The 18,089-nt window shown below is 66.6% G+C and carries 20 protein-coding genes; 6 read left to right on the forward strand and 14 right to left on the reverse strand.

Features of this window, described 5'->3' with window-relative positions; genetic code table 11:
- Positions 1–18 precede the first annotated feature (18 nt).
- Positions 19–384, forward strand: a complete 366-nt coding sequence (locus tag ATO11_RS08755) for a hypothetical protein (RefSeq protein WP_050530445.1) — start codon at positions 19–21, stop codon at positions 382–384.
- Here the strand turns inward: ATO11_RS08755 and ATO11_RS08760 are convergent.
- Positions 381–1,076, reverse strand: coding sequence for a COQ9 family protein (locus ATO11_RS08760; protein WP_050530446.1), 696 nt, complete (start codon positions 1,074–1,076; stop codon positions 381–383). The genes ATO11_RS08755 and ATO11_RS08760 overlap by 4 nt on opposite strands.
- 110 nt (positions 1,077–1,186) lie before the next feature.
- Between ATO11_RS08760 and rpsU the strand changes: the two genes are divergently transcribed.
- Entirely contained in the window at positions 1,187–1,393 is a 207-nt protein-coding gene (gene rpsU, locus ATO11_RS08765; RefSeq protein ID WP_005614280.1) for a 30S ribosomal protein S21, read from the forward strand.
- Positions 1,394–1,508: 115 nt separating this feature from the next.
- Positions 1,509–3,239 (forward strand): bifunctional helix-turn-helix transcriptional regulator/alpha/beta hydrolase, encoded by a 1,731-nt coding sequence (locus tag ATO11_RS08770; RefSeq protein ID WP_050530447.1) that lies wholly within the window; start codon positions 1,509–1,511, stop codon positions 3,237–3,239.
- Positions 3,240–3,480: 241 nt separating this feature from the next.
- Here ATO11_RS08770 and ATO11_RS08775 read toward each other — a convergent pair whose 3' ends face one another.
- Together ATO11_RS08775 and mscL are read right to left on the reverse strand one after the other, a co-directional pair.
- Positions 3,481–3,945: an Lrp/AsnC family transcriptional regulator gene (locus ATO11_RS08775; protein ID WP_050530448.1), complete on the reverse strand. Its 465-nt coding sequence runs from the start codon at positions 3,943–3,945 to the stop codon at positions 3,481–3,483.
- Between the two features lie 129 nt (positions 3,946–4,074).
- Entirely contained in the window at positions 4,075–4,509 is a 435-nt protein-coding gene (gene mscL, locus ATO11_RS08780) for a large conductance mechanosensitive channel protein MscL (protein ID WP_050530449.1), read from the reverse strand.
- Positions 4,510–4,665: 156 nt separating this feature from the next.
- On the opposite strand from mscL, the gene ATO11_RS08785 reads away from it, so the two are divergent.
- Positions 4,666–5,361: a glutathione S-transferase family protein gene (locus ATO11_RS08785; RefSeq protein WP_050530450.1), complete on the forward strand. Its 696-nt coding sequence runs from the start codon at positions 4,666–4,668 to the stop codon at positions 5,359–5,361.
- A 1-nt stretch (position 5,362) separates the two neighbouring features.
- Here the strand turns inward: ATO11_RS08785 and ATO11_RS08790 are convergent, their stop codons facing one another.
- From ATO11_RS08790 to pheS, 7 genes are all read right to left on the reverse strand, one after another.
- Positions 5,363–5,809 (reverse strand): YtoQ family protein, encoded by a 447-nt coding sequence (locus tag ATO11_RS08790; RefSeq protein ID WP_050530451.1) that lies wholly within the window; start codon positions 5,807–5,809, stop codon positions 5,363–5,365.
- Positions 5,810–5,860: 51 nt separating this feature from the next.
- Positions 5,861–8,254, reverse strand: a complete 2,394-nt coding sequence (pheT, locus tag ATO11_RS08795; protein ID WP_050530621.1) for a phenylalanine--tRNA ligase subunit beta — start codon at positions 8,252–8,254, stop codon at positions 5,861–5,863.
- 108 nt (positions 8,255–8,362) lie between these two features.
- Entirely contained in the window at positions 8,363–8,539 is a 177-nt protein-coding gene (locus ATO11_RS22105) for a hypothetical protein (RefSeq protein ID WP_165586943.1), read from the reverse strand.
- Positions 8,540–8,660: 121 nt separating this feature from the next.
- Positions 8,661–9,596, reverse strand: a complete 936-nt coding sequence (locus ATO11_RS08800; RefSeq protein WP_050530622.1) for a dimethylarginine dimethylaminohydrolase family protein — start codon at positions 9,594–9,596, stop codon at positions 8,661–8,663.
- Positions 9,597–9,725: 129 nt separating this feature from the next.
- Complete coding sequence (locus ATO11_RS08805; protein WP_050530623.1) at positions 9,726–10,514, reverse strand: CE1 family esterase; 789 nt, start codon at positions 10,512–10,514, stop codon at positions 9,726–9,728.
- Positions 10,515–10,572: 58 nt separating this feature from the next.
- Positions 10,573–10,977 (reverse strand): hypothetical protein, encoded by a 405-nt coding sequence (locus ATO11_RS08810; RefSeq protein WP_134643090.1) that lies wholly within the window; start codon positions 10,975–10,977, stop codon positions 10,573–10,575.
- Between the two features lie 75 nt (positions 10,978–11,052).
- Complete coding sequence (gene pheS, locus ATO11_RS08815; RefSeq protein ID WP_050530453.1) at positions 11,053–12,126, reverse strand: phenylalanine--tRNA ligase subunit alpha; 1,074 nt, start codon at positions 12,124–12,126, stop codon at positions 11,053–11,055.
- Between the two features lie 148 nt (positions 12,127–12,274).
- Between pheS and ATO11_RS08820 the strand changes: the two genes are divergently transcribed.
- Complete coding sequence (locus ATO11_RS08820) at positions 12,275–13,339, forward strand: acyltransferase family protein (RefSeq protein ID WP_050530454.1); 1,065 nt, start codon at positions 12,275–12,277, stop codon at positions 13,337–13,339.
- A complete protein-coding gene (locus ATO11_RS08825; RefSeq protein ID WP_165586944.1) occupies positions 13,336–13,989 on the forward strand; it encodes an SGNH/GDSL hydrolase family protein in 654 nt (217 codons plus the stop codon). Before ATO11_RS08820 ends, ATO11_RS08825 begins: the two co-directional genes overlap by 4 nt.
- Here the strand turns inward: ATO11_RS08825 and ATO11_RS08830 are convergent.
- The 4 genes from ATO11_RS08830 to ATO11_RS08845 all read right to left on the reverse strand — a co-directional run bounded on the left by ATO11_RS08830 (position 13,986) and on the right by ATO11_RS08845 (position 18,042).
- The gene (locus tag ATO11_RS08830; protein ID WP_050530456.1) at positions 13,986–14,633 is read right to left on the reverse strand and encodes a glycosyltransferase family A protein; all 648 of its coding nucleotides are present in this window, start codon (positions 14,631–14,633) and stop codon (positions 13,986–13,988) included. The genes ATO11_RS08825 and ATO11_RS08830 overlap by 4 nt on opposite strands.
- Before the next feature lie 46 nt (positions 14,634–14,679).
- The gene (locus ATO11_RS08835) at positions 14,680–16,755 is read right to left on the reverse strand and encodes a bifunctional sulfate adenylyltransferase/adenylylsulfate kinase (RefSeq protein ID WP_050530457.1); all 2,076 of its coding nucleotides are present in this window, start codon (positions 16,753–16,755) and stop codon (positions 14,680–14,682) included.
- A gap of 132 nt (positions 16,756–16,887) precedes the next feature.
- Positions 16,888–17,223, reverse strand: a complete 336-nt coding sequence (locus tag ATO11_RS08840) for a DUF1244 domain-containing protein (protein ID WP_050530458.1) — start codon at positions 17,221–17,223, stop codon at positions 16,888–16,890.
- Between the two features lie 75 nt (positions 17,224–17,298).
- Positions 17,299–18,042 (reverse strand): N-formylglutamate amidohydrolase, encoded by a 744-nt coding sequence (locus tag ATO11_RS08845; protein WP_050530459.1) that lies wholly within the window; start codon positions 18,040–18,042, stop codon positions 17,299–17,301.
- Between the last annotated feature and the right edge of the window lie 47 nt (positions 18,043–18,089).

Consider the following 18,089-nt stretch of genomic DNA (forward strand, 5'->3'; position numbering starts at 1 on the left):
CGTCTTCGAGGATCGCCCATGCCCCTGCCCTTGATCGCCGCGATGATCGTCAACCTGCTTGTCCTGATCCCTGTCCTGCTGTTCGCGGCTCGCGGCCAGCGGGCGGACGCGGTGTTCGGCCCCGATACCCCGGCACGGCGCATCCTGTTCAGCATGTACGCCGCCATCGCGGGGGTTAGCGCGGGCCTGCTGGCCCTTGCCGCGCTGCAATCCATGCCCGCGTTGGCACCCGCAACGATAGCCATCATGTGCCTGCAAATCGTTTACAAGTCTTTGACGCTGCCGTGGCTGGGCCTGTCGCACCCGGTCGCGGCGACGAACCTCGCGGTGACCCTGTTCCACGCCCTGGCGCTTGGCGCATGGGCCATGGGGATCGGGGCCTAGTCGGGCGCGCGGAACTGGCCCGGCAGGTCGGCGGGCGGCATCGCGGCCGGTGCGCGCATCTGGCTGAGAAGGAAATTCGGCAGCGCCATCAGCTGCTTGCCGATGGCGGACTGGTTCAGCTGCGCCTTGGTCTTCTCGAACGTCATCACGTCCGCGATGCGGCGGTCGAGGAAGGCGCGGGTTTCCACCTGCCCCTCGGACTGGTCGCCAAGCCAATACAGAACCGTCGCCCCGTAGACGCCCGACAGGATCGCGCGCTTGGTGTACCAGTTGCCGTCGGTCGAGGTGTCGCCGATCACCGTCCAGATCGCGTCCGCCGTGCCCCAGAGCAGTTGCGCGCCCGTGGCCGCGTTGTGCGGCAGGGCAAAAAGCGTCGTTCCCCGGCGCACGGCCTCGCGGTCGGAGATCGCCTCCAGCCGCAATTCGACGGCGCGGGTGATCTTCTCGCGGATCTTCAGGGCGGCGGTGTCCTCGCGCCTGTAGGCTTCCTGCATGACCCGGTCCCCGGCCTTGTGATAGGCCACCGCCAGATCCAGCGCGCCGCGCGGCGCGACACCCCGTGCCACGGCCGGGTCCACCCCGCTGTCGGCGATGGCGGCCCTGAACGTGGCCTCGCCCCAACCGTCGAAGGCAACATGCGGCAGGGCGGCGTCCACAAGGGTGGCAAGAACGGTTTCATGGGGGGCGGGCATCACGCGGCCTCCTTTGTCATTGGAGTTACTGGACAAGCTAGGACGCCCTTGTTATAGGGCCACCTCCTGCACTTACATGCAACGCTAACTTGGAAAGGTGGTGACACCACATGCAGGTATCGGTTCGCGACAACAATGTCGACCAGGCCCTCCGTGCGCTGAAGAAAAAGCTGCAGCGCGAAGGCGTGTTCCGCGAAATGAAGCTCAAGCAGCATTTCGAGAAACCGTCGGAAAAGAAGGCCCGCGAGAAAGCCGAAGCCATCCGCCGCGCGCGCAAGCTCGCCCGGAAGAAGGCTCAACGCGAAGGGCTGCTCTAAGCCCGGATCGGCGACGCTGTCACCGAAAGTCAATGAAGGCTCCTGCGCTGGCGGGAGCCTTTGTCTTTTCAGGTCCTCGTTGCGACGCACGGGCCTGCTGTCATAAACTGTGCCCATGACCAAACCGTCGCAAGACCTGACGCACCTCGTCTACGAAGCCTCGCTCGACAATTCGCTGTGGCCCGAGCTGATCCTCGAACTGACCGACCACCTGCAACGCGCCCGCGCCAACCTGCTGCCGGACGAGGATGATCCCTCGCTCAAGGACCTCGCGCGGCATTTCGACCGGGCCTTCGAAATCTCGCAGCGGATGGTCGATCTGCAGGAGCAGGGTGCGCAGATGTCGGCGATGCTCGACAGCGTGTCCTTCGGGATGGCGCTGATCGGGGATCGCGGGCAGGTCCTGTTGCAGAACGCGGCGATGGCGCAATCGGCGGCGCTTGGCGCACCGGACAAGATGCCGCGCCTCGCCGGGCCGGGTGCGGACGGCTCGCTGACGCTTGAAGACTGGGTGAGCGTTGCCAACCGGGCCGAGAAACCCTGCACCGTGCAATCCCGGTCCGGCGGTCCCGACATGCTGCTGCTGCCCCGCCGCGAGGCCGCACGGATGGGCCTGCCGCCGCAGGCCGCCGCGGTTCTGGTCGCGCCCCGCGCGGTGGCCGATGACGGCCTGCGCACGCTGGCCGACCAGCACGGCCTGACCGAACGTGAACGCGACCTCGCCGCCGCGCTCGTCACGACAGGAGATCTGCGCACGGCGGCCGGGTCCATCGGGCTCGCCTATGAAAGCGCGCGCACCTACCTCAAACGCATCTTCGACAAGACCGGCAGCAGCAGCCAGCTTGACCTGATCGCGCAACTGACGGGCAGCCCCTCGGCGCTGTTGCGGCAACGCCGCGTGACGCCGGAAGAGGCGCACAAGGTCCGCCGCCTGGTCGAGCTGAGCGACGGGCGGCAACTGGAATACTTCGTGCTCGGCCCCAAGGACGGCACGCCCGTCGTGCATTTCGACGCGCTGGCCGGGGTTGCCATCGACGTGACAGGCCACCCCAAGGCCTGCCTTGCCCACCTTGAACGCCACGGCGTGCGCCTGATCACGCCATGCCGTCCCGGCGGGTTCCGGTCCGATCCGAAACCAATGCATTCGCTCACCGAGTTCGCCCCCGACGTGGCCGAGTTGATGGATGCGCTGGGCTATCCGCGCTTTTCGGTCTTCAGCGTGTCCTACGGATCGGGGTCGTGCCTTGCCATCGCGCATGAATTGCAGGACCGGATCGACCGCGTGGTCATGGCCTCGCCCACCTACCCGAACTACCGCCCGAACAACTGGCGCGACCTTGACCAGTATTTCCAGATGTCCTCGGTCCTTGGCCGGTACTGGCCGGGGCTGTTGCGGCAGATCATCCCCTTCCTCGTGCGGTCGGTCATGCAGAACGCCGACCGCTATTTCGACCGCTACGTCGCGCGCTGCAAATGCCCCGACGACGCCGCGATCCTGTCGGACGGCCCCCTGCGCCAGCGCATGGCGGCGCTGCTGGCGGAACGCACCGCCGCCGGCATGGACGGCATGGTCGAGGAAAACCTGCTGAACGCCCGCGGCTGGGATTTCGACGTGTCCCGGATCGGCGTTCCGGTGACCATCGTGCACGGCATGCTCGACAACGTCTCACCCCTTCCCGCGGCAGAGGCGCTGGCCGCCGACCTGCCCGATTGCACGCTTGTGCCACTGGAAGAGCGCGGGCATTATCACCACCTGCGCAACTGGCCGTGGCTGGCCGCATGGGCCGCGAACCGCAATGTCCCGGTCTCGTCGGACCTGTTCGAACTGCCCGGCGCCGCCGCCTGAATTTTAGACCATATGGTCAGGAATTCCTGCATTGCCCCCATTTGGGGATAGCCAAAAGCCCCTTTTTGCGATAGGTTATCAGTATTGAATAACCAAACCTTAACAGCCTGTTTTGTTGGATTGGGAGGAGTGGCCCGATCTGACGTGCCGGGGGGAATGTATATCTAACGCCTAGATTTATGGCGTCGCGGCCGGAACTCTCCTAACAGGGTTCCGGCCGTTTCCGTATCCGGCTGCCGCCTTACGGATCGACCGGCAACGCCGTCGTCTTGAACACCGTGCGCAGCGCGAAAGAGCTTTGCATCTGCGCCACGCCCGGCAAGCGGGCAAGGTGCTGGCGGTGAATCCGGGCGAAATCCTCGGTATCTTCGGCCACGACCTTCAGGACGTAATCCGCAGCGCCCGCCATCAGGTGACATTCCAGCACGTCGGGGATGCGGGCGACCGCCTTCTCGAACGCGTCAAGCACGTCATCCGCTTGACCGGAAAGGCGAATTTCGACGAACACGGTGGTCGGCACACCCATCTTGCGCGGGTCGAGAAGCGCGACGTAGTCGCGGATATACCCGTCCGCCTCAAGGCGCTGCACGCGGCGGTGGCAGGCGGACGCGCTCAGCGCGACGCGCTCGGCCAGGTCGGCATTGCTGATCCGCCCGGCTTCCTGCAGCGCTCGCAAGATGCGACGATCGGTTTCATCCAGCGCCATGCACCACACATCCTTCGAAAGTCTCGGGCCGATAGCGAAGGATATTGTGCGCTTTTAAGAAAAGACAAGCCATCGGCGTGGCCCGGCCCGCGCATCGGCGGGCCGAACCGGGGATGTCGGATCGTCCGGTCAGGACGCTTTTGCGAGCGAATCGCGGATCTCGATCAGGATGTCGAGTTCCGACGGGCCGCTTTCGACCTCGGGGGCCACTTCCTCGGGCTTTTCGGCGGCGGCCTTGATGGCGTTGACCTGGCGCACCAGCATGAAGACCACGAAGGCGATGATCAGGAAGTTGATGACCGCCATGATGAAGGCACCATAGGCAAAGATCGACGCGCCGGTTTCCCGCGCGGCTTCAAGGCTTGCACCCGCGGGCACGTCACCCGACAGCACGGCATAGTTGTTGGTGAAATCGACTCCGCCAAGGAACAGGCCGATGATCGGGTTGATCAGATCCCCGACCAGCGATGACACGATCGCGGTGAAAGCCGCACCGATGATGATACCAACGGCCATGTCCATGACATTGCCCTTGGCGATGAAGTCTTTGAACTCGTTCAGCATTTTATGCCCCTCTGGGTTTTGTTGGCGACCGCGCAGCACGGGGGACGTGCCTGCGCGCACACTCCGCCTATCGGCATCGCACATAAATGCAATGTTTTTTAATGGGACAGGCACCCTATGTTTCCCCGCAGATACAGGTCCCGATGCGAGGTTTTCATGCTCGATGCGCAGACATTTCCCATCCTGAACCGCTGGCCGGCGGAACATCCCGACCGCATTCAACTGTTCTCGTTTCCCACGCCGAACGGTGTGAAGGTCTCCATCGCGCTGGAGGAAATGGGCCTGCCCTACGAGGCGCACAAGGTCACGCTGGCCGATGCCGACGTCAAAAGCCCCGAATTCCTGTCGCTCAACCCCAACAACAAGATCCCCGCGATCATCGACCCGAACGGCCCCGACGGCCCATTGGGCCTGTTCGAGTCGGGCGCGATCCTGCTCTACCTCGCGGACAAGTCCGGCAAGTTCGGCGGCGACACGGCGACCGACAGGTGGCGCGTCACGCAATGGCTGATGTTCCAGATGGGCGGGCTTGGCCCGATGCTGGGACAAGTCGGGTTCTTCTGGAAATTCGCCGGGTCCGAGTGGGAGGACAAGCGCCCGCAACAGCGTTACATCAACGAGGCCAAGCGGCTCCTGTCCGTGCTCGAAGGTGAATTGTCGGGGCGTGACTGGATCGCGGGCGACTATTCCATCGCCGACATGGCCATCGCGCCGTGGCTTCGCGCGCTCGACTTCTACGGCGCGAAGGACGCGGTGGAGTGGGACGACCGGCCCGCGCTGAATGCCTATCTCGCACGGTTCCTCGACCGGCCGGCGGTGCAGGTTGGCCTCGTGACGCCTCCGCGCGACTAAATCAGGGCAGCTTGCCCGTCAGGGCATAGCGCAGGATCTGCGCCACCTGCGCCGGTTCCCGCGCCACGGCCAGCGCGGCCGCGTCGACCTCTTTCAGGGCATGGTCGTGTTCCGGCATCTGCAGGATGATGAGCGACTTGCCCAAGGCCGCGGCATAGCCCGCGTCAAAGGCGGCGTTCCACTGGCGGTACTTCTCGCCGAACCGCACGACGACGACGTCCGCATCCGCGATTTCCTTGCGGGTGCGGATCGCGTTGACCATCGCGCCTTTGTGGTCGTGCCAGTACTTGTCCGGCTCCTCCCCGAGGATTGCCACGCCGCAATCGTCGGACGCCGCGTGATCGGTCACGGGCGCGGCAAAGGTCACGTCCAGCCCGTCGCAGGCGGCGATGATCTCGTCCCGCCACGAGGTATGGATTTCGCCAGACAGGTAGACACGGTAGCTCATCGAAACACCTCGCCGGGTTGGTTGGTCCGGGCAGACAGGTAACGCGCGGGATCAGCCGCGCAACGTGCCGCCCGTCGCTTTCGTCACTTTTTCCACGATCCGCGCGCCGACCGCGTCGATATCGGCATCGGTCAGCGTCGCCTCGGTCGGTTGCAGGCGCACGGTCATGGCGAGGCTCTTCTTGCCTTCGCCAAGGCTGCCGCCGACGAATTCGTCGAACACGCGGACCTCGTCGATCAGCGCCTTGTCGGCACCCTGCGCGGCGTTGACCAGCGTCAGCGCCTCGACATCGGCATCGACGACGAAGGCAAAGTCACGCTCCACCGCCTGCAGGTCGCGCAGGTGCAGCGCCGACCGGGTCGCGGTGCTGCGCTTGGGCATCGGCACCTCGCCGGGCCACAGGGTAAAGGCCATCGCGGGGCCCTTCACGTCCAGCGCGGCCAGCACCTTGGGATGCACCTCGCCGAACACGCCCAGCACCTTCTTGGGGCCAAGGCAGATCATGCCGTGCCGCCCCGGATGCCACCATTCCCGCGCCCCGCGCAGGATCTGGACGCGGGCGGGCGCCCCCATCGCGGCCAGCACCGCCTCGGCATCCGCCTTCACGTCGAAGACGTCGACCGCGCGGGAGGTGCCGTGCACGTCCTTCGGCCCCGTGCGCCCCACGCGCAGGCCGGTAACCTGCAAATGCTGCTCTCCCGGCTCGCCACCGTGGAAGGCATGGCCCACCTCGAACAGCGCCGCATCCGCGAAACCCCGCGCCTGGTTGCGCGCCGCCGCCTGCATCAGGCCGGGCAAAAGCGCCGGGCGCAGGTGGCTCATCTCGGTCGAGATCGGGTTGGCCAGCATCGTCGCATCGTCACCACCGCCGAACAGCCGTGCCGCGTCGCGGTCGATGAAAGAATAGGTCACGCACTCATTGTAGCCCAGCGCCGCGCAGGTCCGCCGCGCCGCCTGCTCGCGCCGCTGCATAGGTGTCATCACCGGCCGGGGCACGCCCGACCCGCGCGACAGGGGCCGCCCTTCAAGCTTGGTCAGCGACGCCACGCGCGCCACTTCCTCGACAAGATCGGCCTCTCCCTGCACGTCCGGGCGCCATGTCGGCACATGCGCCTGGTTGCCCTCCAGCCGGAAGCCCAGCGCGGTCAGCGTCTGGCGCTGCTCGGCCTCGGGAATGTCCATGCCGACAAGGCGCTGCACCCGCGCGGGATCCAGCGTGTAGCTGCGCGCCGTGTCCGGCACCTCGCCCGCCTGGATCAGCTGCGACGCCTCGCCGCCCGCATGATCCACGATCATGCGCACCGCGCGCTCCAGCCCCTCGGGCGTGAAGGCCGGGTCGACCCCCCGTTCGAACCGGTACCGCGCGTCGGAATTGATCTTGAGCGCGCGCCCGGCATAGGCGATCTGCACCGGGTCCCAATAGGCGCTTTCCACGAAGACATTCACCGTCTCCTCGGTGCAGCCCGTCTCGGCCCCGCCCATGATCCCCGCGATGCTTTCCGGCCCCTCGTCGTCCGAGATCACCATCTGCCCCGGCTGGAACGTGTAGGTCTTGTCATCGAGCGCCACGAGCGTTTCTCCGCCCGCCGCGCGATGCACCCGCAGGTTGCCCTTCACCTTGTCGAGGTCAAAGACGTGCAGCGGGCGGTTGCGGTCATAGGTGAAGAAGTTGGTGACATCGACAAGGAAGCTGATCGGGCGCAGGCCGATGGCGCGCAACTGGTCCTGCAGCCATTGCGGGCTCGGCCCGTTCTTCACGCCCCGGATGATCCGCCCGCAGAAGAGTGGGCAGCCATCGCGCGTGTCCTCGTCGATGGTGACGTCGAAATCGGCGGTCCACGTCGCCGGCACCGGGTCCGGTGCCCGTTCGATCCTCCGGCCAAGCCCGCGCGCGGCAAGGTCCCTTGCGATCCCTTCGACGCCCAGCGCGTCGGGGCGGTTCGGGGTGATCGCGATCTCGATCATCGGGTCGACCTTGGCGGGATCGTGTTCGGCCAGCCAGTCGGTGAACCGCTCGCCCACCTCGCCCGAGGGCAGTTCGATGATGCCATCATGCTCCTCGCTCAACTCCATCTCGCGTTCGGAGCACATCATGCCGAAGGATTCGATGCCCCGGATCTTGCCGACACCGATGGTCGTGTCGATGCCTGGCACGTAGGTGCCGGGCTTGGCGACGACGACGGTGATCCCCTCGCGTGCGTTGGGCGCGCCGCAGATGATCTGCAACTCGCCCTCGTCGGTCGCGACCTGGCAGACGCGCAGGCGGTCCGCCTCGGGGTGCTTCTCGGCCTTCAGGACCTTGCCGATGGTGAAGTCGGCCAGCCGGTCGGCGGGGTTCGAGATCTCCTCGACCTCCAGTCCCAGGTCCGTCAGCGCCTCGGCGATCTCGGCAACCGGGGCGTCGGTGTCGAGGTGCGACTTGAGCCAGCTCATCGTGAATTTCATCGGGGCGTCCTTGGCGAACAAAATCAGCGGTGCGCATGGCAATTAAAGGATGGCGACCGAAGAAGGAAGGGATGCAGGCCCGCATGCCCCGAATTGTTCGCGTTCCGGTCAGGACGTCTGCGTCAGATACGCGTCCATCCGGCCGAGCAGACCGTCGATGATGTCATCCGGCGCCTCTTCGAAGGCCTTCGACGCGACCGGCGCGCGCCCAAGCAAATTGCGCAATCCCGCGAACGCACCGGCAGGCGAAGCACCTTCGGCATGGCTGTGACTGATTTTCGACATCCTGCATCCTCCCGGATGCCCCCGAATTGACGCTTTACCGTCCAATTTCGGGCCGCACATGGGGAGAAGCCACGCCGACTTCCCCCGAACATGGCCGGGGAAGCGCGCGCGCCGGGCGGAATCACACCGGGTCGCGCACGAGGCTCTGGCACATGCAATGCACCCCGCCGCCGCCCTGCGTGATCATGTCCAGTTCGGGATCGAAGACCGTGAAACCCAGCGCCCGCAGCTTTTGCCCAAGCGTTCGTGACCCGGCGGGCAAGAGCACCCGGTCATCGCCCAGCGCCACGACGTTGCAACCCAGCGCCATCGTTTCGCGGAAGGGCACGTCCACGATCTCGATCCGCTTGGCCCGCAGCCAGTCCACGATGGCCGGATCGGTGCAATCGGTGCAGACGGCGGCGAGCTTGGGCGCCAGCATCACCACCATCAGGTCGATATGCACGTAATAGGGATCGATGTCAGCCAGCATGACCTCCCACCCCTCGGCCTGCATCCAGCCCGCGACCTGCCGCGCGCCCTCTTCCATCGACCGCCCTTCGGGGCCTTCCCAGCCGATCAGCACGCAGCCCGGTTCGATCACGTTGAAATCGCCGCCTTCGAACGTGCCCGCGGTGACCACGTCGTAGACCGGGATGCCCAGCCGCTGGTAGGTCTCGATCGCGCGGATGTTCTCCCCCCGCCGCCAGTATTGCGCCATGTGGGTGATGATCGCGCCAAAGGGCGTCATCACCGAACTGTCCCGCGCGAAGACCTGGTAGGGCAGGTGCGGATCGGGCGCGTGGCTGTGCACCTCCACGCCCGCGCTTTCATAGGCCGAAACCATCTCGGCATGCTGCGCGCGCGCCACTGCCGGGTCGAACTCCCCCCCGCGCCGCAGCGTCTTCTTCGACAGCGACGAGGTCTTCAGCCAGCGGTAATTCTCGACCGGGCCCAGCAGCACGGATCGCAACGTGCCGTAATCCGAATTGGCCCCCCACTGGTTCAACAGTGGCGTCCCGCCCCCGTCCTTGCGGGAGCGGAATGTGAACTGGTCAGGCGTGGCGGTGTCCGGCATGGCGCGCTCCCTCTGCCGCACAAGGCTCGCGCCGCTGGCGCCAAAGGTCAATCCCGCGCGCGGACCCAGGCTTCTCTGGTTCCGAAATACCTCCCGCGGAGCGTCCCGCAGGTGCCGCCCGCGCGCCGGTCAGGGATAACGCGGCTCGCGTCCCATCAGCTGGTCCAGCTGCCAGCCGATCCAGCCATGCGGGATGAAATGCCCGCCGCCATGCTGGTCGAGCGTCACGCGGCCGGTCGCGCAATCCTCCCACGCGAACCGCTCCAGCCGCAGCCACGGGACGGCCTGCCACGTTCCCTCGCGCATCGCCGCGCCGCATCCGAAGGCCCGGCGCCACAGCGCCACCGGCTCCATCTCGTCCCCGCCCGGCCCGGTGGGATAGGGCATGACGGTGTCCGACAGGCCGTGCACGTGACGCACCTCGCGCGGGGCGGTCGCGCAGTCCTCGTCCTGGTCGATCGTGCCCGAGATCGACAGCAGCGCCGCCACGTCCGCGCCATCGGCGCAGACGAACCGCCACGCCATCGACCCGCCCCAGGAATAGCCCGACACATAGATGCGGTCCGTGTCGACCGGGTAGCGCGCCTTCACGTCCTCCAGCACCGCGCGGCCCAGCGCGATGTTGGCGGTGTCGCGGTTCCACCAGTCCCAGCTGCGCCCCGGCCCGTTCGGCGCGACCAGCAGCACGCCGCGACGGCGGGTATGGCCCGCGATGCGCGCGTGGTTGACGATCAGCGTGCCCTGACGCTGCCAGCCGTGGAAATGCAGCAGGACCGGCAGGGGCGAGGTGCCGTCCCAGCCGTCCGGCTCGCGCACGTGGTAAGACCCTTCGGGGATCTCGCAGGGGGTCTGGCCGGTGCAACGCTCGGCTATCGCAAGCGAGGGCAGGCACAAAAGGAACAACAGAATCAGGCGCATGCCCCGGTTGTAGCGGCGCGGCAGGCGCGACCCCACTCACAACCGCGTCAGCGTCGCGCTACTTGGCCTTGGCCCACAGCTTCACGGTCGGCTCGGCCTCGCAATCGCCGGTGGTCAGCACGAAATCGGACGGCCCGGTGGTCTTGGCCCATTCGATCTTGACCTTGCCCCACGAGGTGCCGCGCACGCCCGAGGCATGCACCATCTCGCTGTCGCAGGCATTGCCGACCTGGGAAATCCAGACGCCGAGGTTGGTGTGCCGGTAATCCCACTGGCGGGTGAACCCCGGCAGGATGATCGCCGCGTCCTGGCCGTTGTAATAGGTAAAGGCAAAGATCGCGTCGTTGTTGTTGTCCCCGACATAAACGATGTCGCCCTGGTTCGAGGTCCAGACCTCGTCCGCCAGCGCCACGCCGGTCAACCCGGCTGTGGCGGTGCATCCTGCCAAAATCCACTTCAACATCTTCAACCCCTTGCGTTTTCCGGCGAGCCTAGGACCAAAACGCCGCGCAAGGAAGGCCGTTGGCCGCGTCTCGGCCTACCGGCTCAGCCCCCCATGCAGCGTCGGCACGTCCAGCGGCACGAAACCGTAATGCTTCAGCCAGCGCAGATCGGATTCGAAGAAGGCGCGCAGGTCGGGGATGCCGTATTTCAGCATCGCCAGCCGGTCGATCCCGAGGCCAAAGGCAAAGCCCTGCCATTCGTTCGGGTCGATGCCCGCATTCTGCAGCACGTTGGGGTGCACCATGCCGGACCCGCCCGCTTCGAGCCAGTCATCGCCCTCGCCCAGCTTCAGCGTCCCGTCCTGCCACGAGCAGCGGAAATCGATTTCCGCCGACGGTTCGGTGAACGGGAAGTGGCTGGCGCGGAAGCGGACCTCGATCTGGTCGACCTCGAAGAAGGCGGCGGCGAATTCCTCGAGGCACCACTTGAGGTTCGCCATCGAGATGTCGCGGTCGATCGCCAGCCCCTCGACCTGGTGGAACATGGGCGTGTGGGTCTGGTCGTAATCGGCGCGGTAGACGCGGCCGGGCGCGATGATGCGGCAGGGCGCGCCATGCGCTTCCATGTGCCGGATCTGCACGGGCGAGGTATGGGTGCGCAGCACGTGCGGCGGGCGGTTGTCGCCCTCTTCGCGGTGCATGTAGAACGTGTCCATCTCGGCCCGCGCGGGGTGGTGGCCGGGGATGTTCAGCGCGTCGAAGTTGTACCAGTCGCTGTCGACCTGCGGGCCTTCGGCCACGGCAAAGCCCATCTCGGCGAAAATTGCGGTAATCTCTTCAGTGGCTTGCGCGATCGGGTGCACGGTGCCTTGCGGGCGCGGGCGGCCCGGCAGGGTCACGTCCAGCCACTCCTTGGCCAGCCGCGCGTCCAGCGCCGCATCCGCCAGCCCCGCCTTCTTGGCGGCAAGGGCAGCGTTGATCTCGTCCTTCAGCGCGTTCAGCGCGGGGCCCGCGACCTGCCGCTCCTCGGGCGTCATCTTGCCCAGTTCACGCATCTTGAGGCTGATCTCGCCCTTTTTGCCCACGGCCTTCACGCGCAGCTCTTCCAGCTGCGCCTCGTCGCCTGCCGCGCCGATCAGTTCGAGATACTTTGCCTTCAGATCGTCCATGCCGACCCCCGTTTGACGTGCCAGCGAGGTATCACACCGGGGGCCAAGCGCAAGACTTGGAAATTCGCGGCAACCCGACCAGATTGTACAGACTGCACAGTTTCACCCCCGGAACCGAGCAGATGGCCCATCCGGCGCAGGAGGCGTTGTGCGGTATCACGGTCTGGACCTCTTGCGCGGCGTGGCGATGCTTCTGGGTGTCGTCCTGCACGCCATGCTCCTCTTCCAGGCGCCCGAGATCATTCCCAAGGTCCTGCCCGAGGCCCGCGTCACCCCGCCACCCACCGCGCCCGCGACATGGGCGGCAACGCTGTGGATCCATGTCTGGCGGATGCCGCTTTTCTTCGTGCTTGCCGGGTTCTTCGCGGAACTGGTGATCGCGCGGCGGGGGCTGTGGCATTTCGCGCGGGACCGGGCCACGCGGATCGCGCTGACGCTCTTGGTCTTCGTGACCGTGCTTGGCCTTGTCCTGCAACGCAGCGTCCTGACGCTCGACCACCTGTGGTTCCTGTGGTTCCTGGCGCTGTTCTGCGCCGCCCGCGTCGGGCTGGGCGCGCTGGGGGTCACGACCCCCGCCCTGCCCGCCCGCGCGATGCTGCCCGTGGCGCTGGCCGTCTTCATCGTCGCGGCGACGGCGCGGATCAACGGGTTCTGGCACGTGATCCCGCTGCGCGCCGATGATTTCGTCTGGCAGGGTTTCCTGCTTTACGCTGCCTATTTCGTGACCGGGCTTTTGCTCTACCACGCGCGCGGGGTGGTGGAGCGGTTGGCCCGGCGCATCGTCTGGATCACGCTGCTCGGCGTCGGAATGGCCGCGTTTGTCACCATGTTCCTGCTGCTGGGGTCGGACCCGAACGCGCTGGCCATGGCGCCCCTGTCGGGGCTGACGACATGGGCGTGGACCTTTGGCCTGATCGGGATGGCGCAGGCTCTGGTCCGGCAGCCACGGCGCTGGATCGCGTGGCTGGTTGACGCGTCTTACCCCGTCTACCTCTTCCACCTTTACCCGACGCTCCTGTTCTCGGCCCTGCTGATCGAGGCGGAGGTGCCGCAGGGCTGGGCCATTGCGGGGGCGAGCGCGGGCGGGATGATCGCGGCCTTCGGGCTGTGGTACCTGCTGGTGCGCTACACGCCGCTCGACTGGATCATCAACGGCTATCACAAGGCATGGTGGCGCTGGCCCTTTGCCCCCAACGGATGGAGAGCGCGATGACCCGCCTTCTGACCTGCCTGTTCCTTTTTCTGACCCCCGCGCTTGCGCCCGCGCAGACCGTGATCGTCGCGGGTGATAGCGTGATGGCTTGGAACCGGGCGGCGGGCGGGTCGGTGGCGGACCGGTTGCAGGAATTCGGCGTGAAGGACGTGACCGACGTCTCCCGCTCGGGCGCGCGGATCAGCGCGCCGGCGCTGGCGCAGGTCGCCGCGCGGGACATCCGCCGGCAGGTGCGCCGGGCGCGGGACGCGATCGTGGTGCTGGACGGCGGCGCGAACGACCTTGCCGCCGAATGCAGTTGCCGCGCCTGCGCCGAGGTGCTGGACGGGTTGATCTCGGCCGATGGACGCAGGGGCGAGATCCCGGCAATGGTCGCCTCGATGTTGCGGCGGGGCAACCGGGTGGTCTGGGCCTATTACTACGACAGCCCACATGGCGGCGGCCCGTTCAGCCCCTGCGCCGACGAGATCGACATTATGGAGGCGCGGATCGCGAAACTGGCGCGGGCCCTGCCGCAGATGTCGACGGTGGACATGGCCGCGGTGATCGATCCCGCGAACCCGGCGCATTACGATCCCGACCGCGTGCATCCGTCACAACTTGGATCGGCCCGGATCGCGGCGCTGATCCGGCAGGCCCTGCCGGACTAGGCGGCGGGCCAGATGCCGAAGTGGTCGCGGATGGCCGTGACCGCCGCCTGGTTGACGGCGGCCCGGTTGGTGCCGGTTTGCAGGGGGACGGGGGCGGCTTGCGGCGCGACCTCGGCCCGTGCGGCGGGTGCGGTGACCACCTGCACCCCGCGCGCTGCCAGAACACCGCTGATCCAGACGTCATCGGCCCAGCGCGCATCCTCGGGCGCAGTCAGTACACCCTCCAGCACGCTAGTCGGCGCAAGCACCCCGGCAAACCCCTGCGCGACCGGGTCACCTGACGCCACCCGCAGGCGGCGCACCGGGAAGGTGGAGGCGGCGACGACCGCTGCCTCCCCCCGAGCGGCCAGCAGCGCGGTGATCCAGCCGGGGCCATAGAGGCAATCGTCATCGCACCAGATCACGTCGCCCGTCAGTACGGGGAGCGGGGCGAGCTTGGTCAGGGGGCCGAGGTCTTTGGCCTCGTGGAGTTCGATACCCGGCGGGACGGGCGGCGGGCCAAAGGTGCCGGGGAAGCGCGCGTAGCGGCGGCACCAGCTGACGATGATGCGGTCGGGCGCGGTGTCCTGCGCGCGCAGGCTCGCCAGCACCGGGGCGAGGCCCGCGTGGCGCGGCGGAATGGTGGAAAGGCAGACGGTCAGCATCGGCAAAGAAAAAGGCCCCGCGCGGATGCGCAGGGCCTTTGGAGGGTCAGTTGGCGGCGATCAGGCCCATGCTTTCCAGCTTGAGGATCACCTGGTGCGCGCAGTTGTCGACATCCACGTTCTCGGTCTCGACGCGCAGTTCGGGGTTTTCCGGCACGTCGTAGGGATCGGAGATGCCCGTGAACTCCTTGATCTTGCCTTCGCGGGCGAGCTTGTAGAGGCCCTTGCGGTCGCGCCGTTCGCATTCCTCGATCGAGGTGGCGACGTGCACTTCGACGAAAGCGCCGTAGGCCTCGATATCCTCGCGCACCGCGCGGCGGGTGGTGGAATAGGGCGCGATGGGCGCGCAGATGGCGATGCCGCCGTTCTTGGTGATCTCGGACGCGACATAGCCGATGCGGCGGATGTTGAGGTCGCGGTGCTCTTTCGAGAAGCCGAGTTCCGACGACAGGTTCTTCCGCACGATATCACCGTCGAGCAGTGTCACGGGGCGGCCGCCCATCTCCATCAGCTTGACCATGAGCGCGTTGGCGATGGTCGATTTGCCCGAGCCGGAGAAGCCGGTGAAGAAGACGGTGAAGCCCTGTTGCGACCGGGGCGGACGGGTGCGGCGCAGTTCCTTGACCACTTCGGGGAAGGAGAACCATTCGGGGATTTCCAGACCCTCGGCAAGGCGGCGGCGCAGTTCCGTGCCCGAGATGTTCAGGATGGTGACGCTGTCCTTGTCCTTGATCTCGTCCGCGGGTTCGTACTGGGCGCGTTCCTGCACGTAGACCATGTGCTTGAAGTCGACCATTTCGATGCCGATTTCGTCCTGGTGCTCGCGGAAGAGGTCCTGCGCGTCATAGGGGCCGTAGAAATCCTCACCGGCGGAGTTCTTGCCGGGGCCGGCGTGGTCGCGGCCGACGATGAAGTGGGTGCAGCCGTGGTTGGCGCGGATCAGGCCGTGCCAGACCGCCTCGCGCGGGCCGGCCATGCGCATGGCGAGGTTCAGAAGCGACATGTGCGTGGTCGAGGCCGGGTACTTGTCGAGCACGGCTTCGTAGCAGCGCACGCGGGTGAAGTGATCGACGTCGCCCGGTTTGGTCATGCCGACAACGGGGTGGATCAGCAGGTTGGCCTGTGCTTCGCGCGCGGCGCGGAAGGTCAGTTCCTGGTGCGCGCGGTGCAGCGGGTTGCGCGTCTGGAACGCGACGACCTTGCGCCAGCCCAGCTTGCGGAAATAGGCGCGCAACTCGTTCGGCGTTTCGCGCGAGCCGCGGAAATCGTAGTGCACGGGTTGCTGGATGCCGGTGACCGGGCCGCCAAGATAGATCTTGCCCGCCGTGTTGTGCAGGTAGTTGACCGCCGGGTGGGCGAGGTCGTCGGCGCCGAACACCTTCTCGGCTTCCTTCGACTTGTTCGGCTCCCAGCGGTCGGTGACCGTCATGGTGCCGAGGATCACGCCTTCCTGGTCGCGCAGAGCGATGTCCTGCCCGATTTCGAGGCTTTGCGCGAAATCCTCGTTCACGTCGAGCGTGATCGGCATCGGCCAGAGCGAGCCGTCCTTGAGGCGCATCGTGTCGACGACGCTGTCGTAATCCTCTTCGGTCAGGAAGCCCTTCAGCGGGTTGAAGCCGCCGTTCATCAGGAGTTCGAGGTCACAGATCTGGCGCGGGGTCAGGTCCCAGCTGACAAGATCGGCCGCTTCGACCTTCAGCTTCTGCGCGCTGTCGTACGACACGTACAGTTCGGGGATGGGGGCCAGGTTATTCTGCATCAGATTGGTCCTATGCTTGACGGGAATGAGATGTGAGTGGGAGCCGGTCAGTTCGGCGTGAAGCGCGTCGTACTCGGCGAATTTGCGGGCGAGGAACCGGTCGGTCAGACGGGCCTTTTCCGCCGCGCCCTTGAGCGTGAGCGAATAGGCATAGCGTTGCCGCCGGTCAGAACTGTTGCGGTCGGTGACCCGGATGAAGCCCGCATCGGTGGCGCTGCGCAGTTCCGCGTTCAGACGTCCCAGCGACAGGCCGATCGCTTCGGCCGTGGCGCGCTGCGACGCTTCCGGCGCGCGATCAAGCTGGCGCAGGAGGCGGAAGAGGCGGTCCTCTTCATCGGTGATGATGGCGGCGCTGCCGGGCATCGGGCGACTCGAAGTTTGTTCACGCGTGAACGTATTGCAGAAAATGTTTGTTCAGGAAAGAACAAACTTTTCGGTCACGCGGGAAGATGCCGATACGCAACAGGTGGGAAAGGCGCGGCGGGCGGCGTCAGATCACTCGCCGCCGTCCTCCCCGTCCTGGTCGGCGGCGTGGGCGATGGCGGCGGCGCGTTCGAAATCGCGCTGCTGGTCAGCAGATGCCTCGGTCTGATAGCGCGCCTTCCACTCGTCGAAGGGCATGCCATAGAAAATCTCGCGCGCATCCATCTTGTCGATCTCGATCCCGCGTTCGGCAGCGGCTTCCTGCATCCAGCGGCTGAGACAGTTCCGGCAAAAGCCCGACTGGTTCATCATGTCGATGTTCTGCACGTCCGTGCGGTCCTGCATCAGGTGCTGTTGCAGGCGGCGGAAGGCGGCGGCTTCGATCTGGATGCGGGTGGCGTCGTCCATGGGAGGGGCCTTTCGTTCGGGCAAGGGATGAGTTGCCACAGAAGTGGGCCACGCAGGGCGCGGCGGCAAGGGGCGTCAGGTGCGGGCGGCGTCGGCCACGGGCAGGGCTGCTTGCAGCACGGGCGCAAGACGGTCGGCCCATGCGCGCTGGCCATCGGAATCGGCGATCAGGTCCTGCCGCACCTCGATCAGGATGTTGTGGTGACCGGGTTTCAGCGCGTGGCGGTGCACCGCGTCGCCCGGCAGGTGGCCCACGTAGGGCTCGTTATCGCCCACGCACAGGTCGGGTTGGGCGCGCAAGGCGTCGATCACCGGATCGGACAGCCGCCGGTCCCACGCCGACAGGATGCCCACCTGCCAAGGCCGGGGCGCGCGCCCGTTCAGGCGAGGCGTGAAGGAGTGCACGGCCACCAGCACCGGATCGTCCCGGTCCGCCATCACCCCGCCCAGCGCCGCGTGATAGGGCCGGTGGAGCAGATCAAGCCGCCGCGAGACCTCTGCTGCGTCGGCGTGGCGGTTGCCGGGGATGATTGTGCCGTCATAGAGCCGCATCAGAAGGGTCGGATCATCCTCCCCCCGGTTCGGATCGATCACGAGGCGAGAGAAGTCGGACAGGACGGCAGGTGCCTCCAGCGCAGCGGCCAGATGGCGGGTCAGGCCCGCGGCGCCGATGTCATAGGCGATGTGGCGCTGCATGTCGGCCTCCGGCAGGCCCAGCGGGCCGATCCCCGGCGGCACCGTGTTGGTCGCGTGATCGCAGGACACCACCCAGCGGCCACCGCGCTCTGCCCCGAGGATTTTATACGGTTGATGTGACATTGACCCCAAGTCCTGACCCGCGCCCCTGTTAGCGTGTTGAAGGGTCA

It is taken from the genome of Pseudaestuariivita atlantica (assembly GCF_001205715.1).
In the GTDB taxonomy this organism is placed as follows: Bacteria; Pseudomonadota; Alphaproteobacteria; order Rhodobacterales; family Rhodobacteraceae; genus Pseudaestuariivita; species Pseudaestuariivita atlantica.

Bases quoted from the DNA above. Each gene is read 5' to 3' on its own strand.
- ATO11_RS08840 (WP_050530458.1), bottom strand. From the start codon at position 17,223: ATGGACGACGCCACCCGCATCCAGATCGAAGCCGCCGCCTTCCGCCGC.
- ATO11_RS08830 (WP_050530456.1), bottom strand. From the start codon at position 14,633: ATGCTGACCGTCTGCCTTTCCACCATTCCGCCGCGCCACGCGGGCCTC.
- ATO11_RS08785 (WP_050530450.1), top strand. From the start codon at position 4,666: ATGCTCGATGCGCAGACATTTCCCATCCTGAACCGCTGGCCGGCGGAA.
- ATO11_RS08755 (WP_050530445.1), top strand. From the start codon at position 19: ATGCCCCTGCCCTTGATCGCCGCGATGATCGTCAACCTGCTTGTCCTG.
- ATO11_RS22105 (WP_165586943.1), bottom strand. From the start codon at position 8,539: ATGTCGAAAATCAGTCACAGCCATGCCGAAGGTGCTTCGCCTGCCGGT.
- pheT (WP_050530621.1), bottom strand. From the start codon at position 8,254: ATGAAATTCACGATGAGCTGGCTCAAGTCGCACCTCGACACCGACGCC.
- ATO11_RS08845 (WP_050530459.1), bottom strand. From the start codon at position 18,042: ATGTCACATCAACCGTATAAAATCCTCGGGGCAGAGCGCGGTGGCCGC.
- ATO11_RS08805 (WP_050530623.1), bottom strand. From the start codon at position 10,514: ATGCGCCTGATTCTGTTGTTCCTTTTGTGCCTGCCCTCGCTTGCGATA.
- ATO11_RS08800 (WP_050530622.1), bottom strand. From the start codon at position 9,596: ATGCCGGACACCGCCACGCCTGACCAGTTCACATTCCGCTCCCGCAAG.
- ATO11_RS08810 (WP_134643090.1), bottom strand. From the start codon at position 10,977: ATGTTGAAGTGGATTTTGGCAGGATGCACCGCCACAGCCGGGTTGACC.
- ATO11_RS08790 (WP_050530451.1), bottom strand. From the start codon at position 5,809: ATGAGCTACCGTGTCTACCTGTCTGGCGAAATCCATACCTCGTGGCGG.
- ATO11_RS08835 (WP_050530457.1), bottom strand. From the start codon at position 16,755: ATGCCCGGCAGCGCCGCCATCATCACCGATGAAGAGGACCGCCTCTTC.
- rpsU (WP_005614280.1), top strand. From the start codon at position 1,187: ATGCAGGTATCGGTTCGCGACAACAATGTCGACCAGGCCCTCCGTGCG.
- ATO11_RS08775 (WP_050530448.1), bottom strand. From the start codon at position 3,945: ATGGCGCTGGATGAAACCGATCGTCGCATCTTGCGAGCGCTGCAGGAA.
- ATO11_RS08760 (WP_050530446.1), bottom strand. From the start codon at position 1,076: ATGCCCGCCCCCCATGAAACCGTTCTTGCCACCCTTGTGGACGCCGCC.
- ATO11_RS08825 (WP_165586944.1), top strand. From the start codon at position 13,336: ATGACCCGCCTTCTGACCTGCCTGTTCCTTTTTCTGACCCCCGCGCTT.
- ATO11_RS08770 (WP_050530447.1), top strand. From the start codon at position 1,509: ATGACCAAACCGTCGCAAGACCTGACGCACCTCGTCTACGAAGCCTCG.
- mscL (WP_050530449.1), bottom strand. From the start codon at position 4,509: ATGCTGAACGAGTTCAAAGACTTCATCGCCAAGGGCAATGTCATGGAC.
- pheS (WP_050530453.1), bottom strand. From the start codon at position 12,126: ATGGACGATCTGAAGGCAAAGTATCTCGAACTGATCGGCGCGGCAGGC.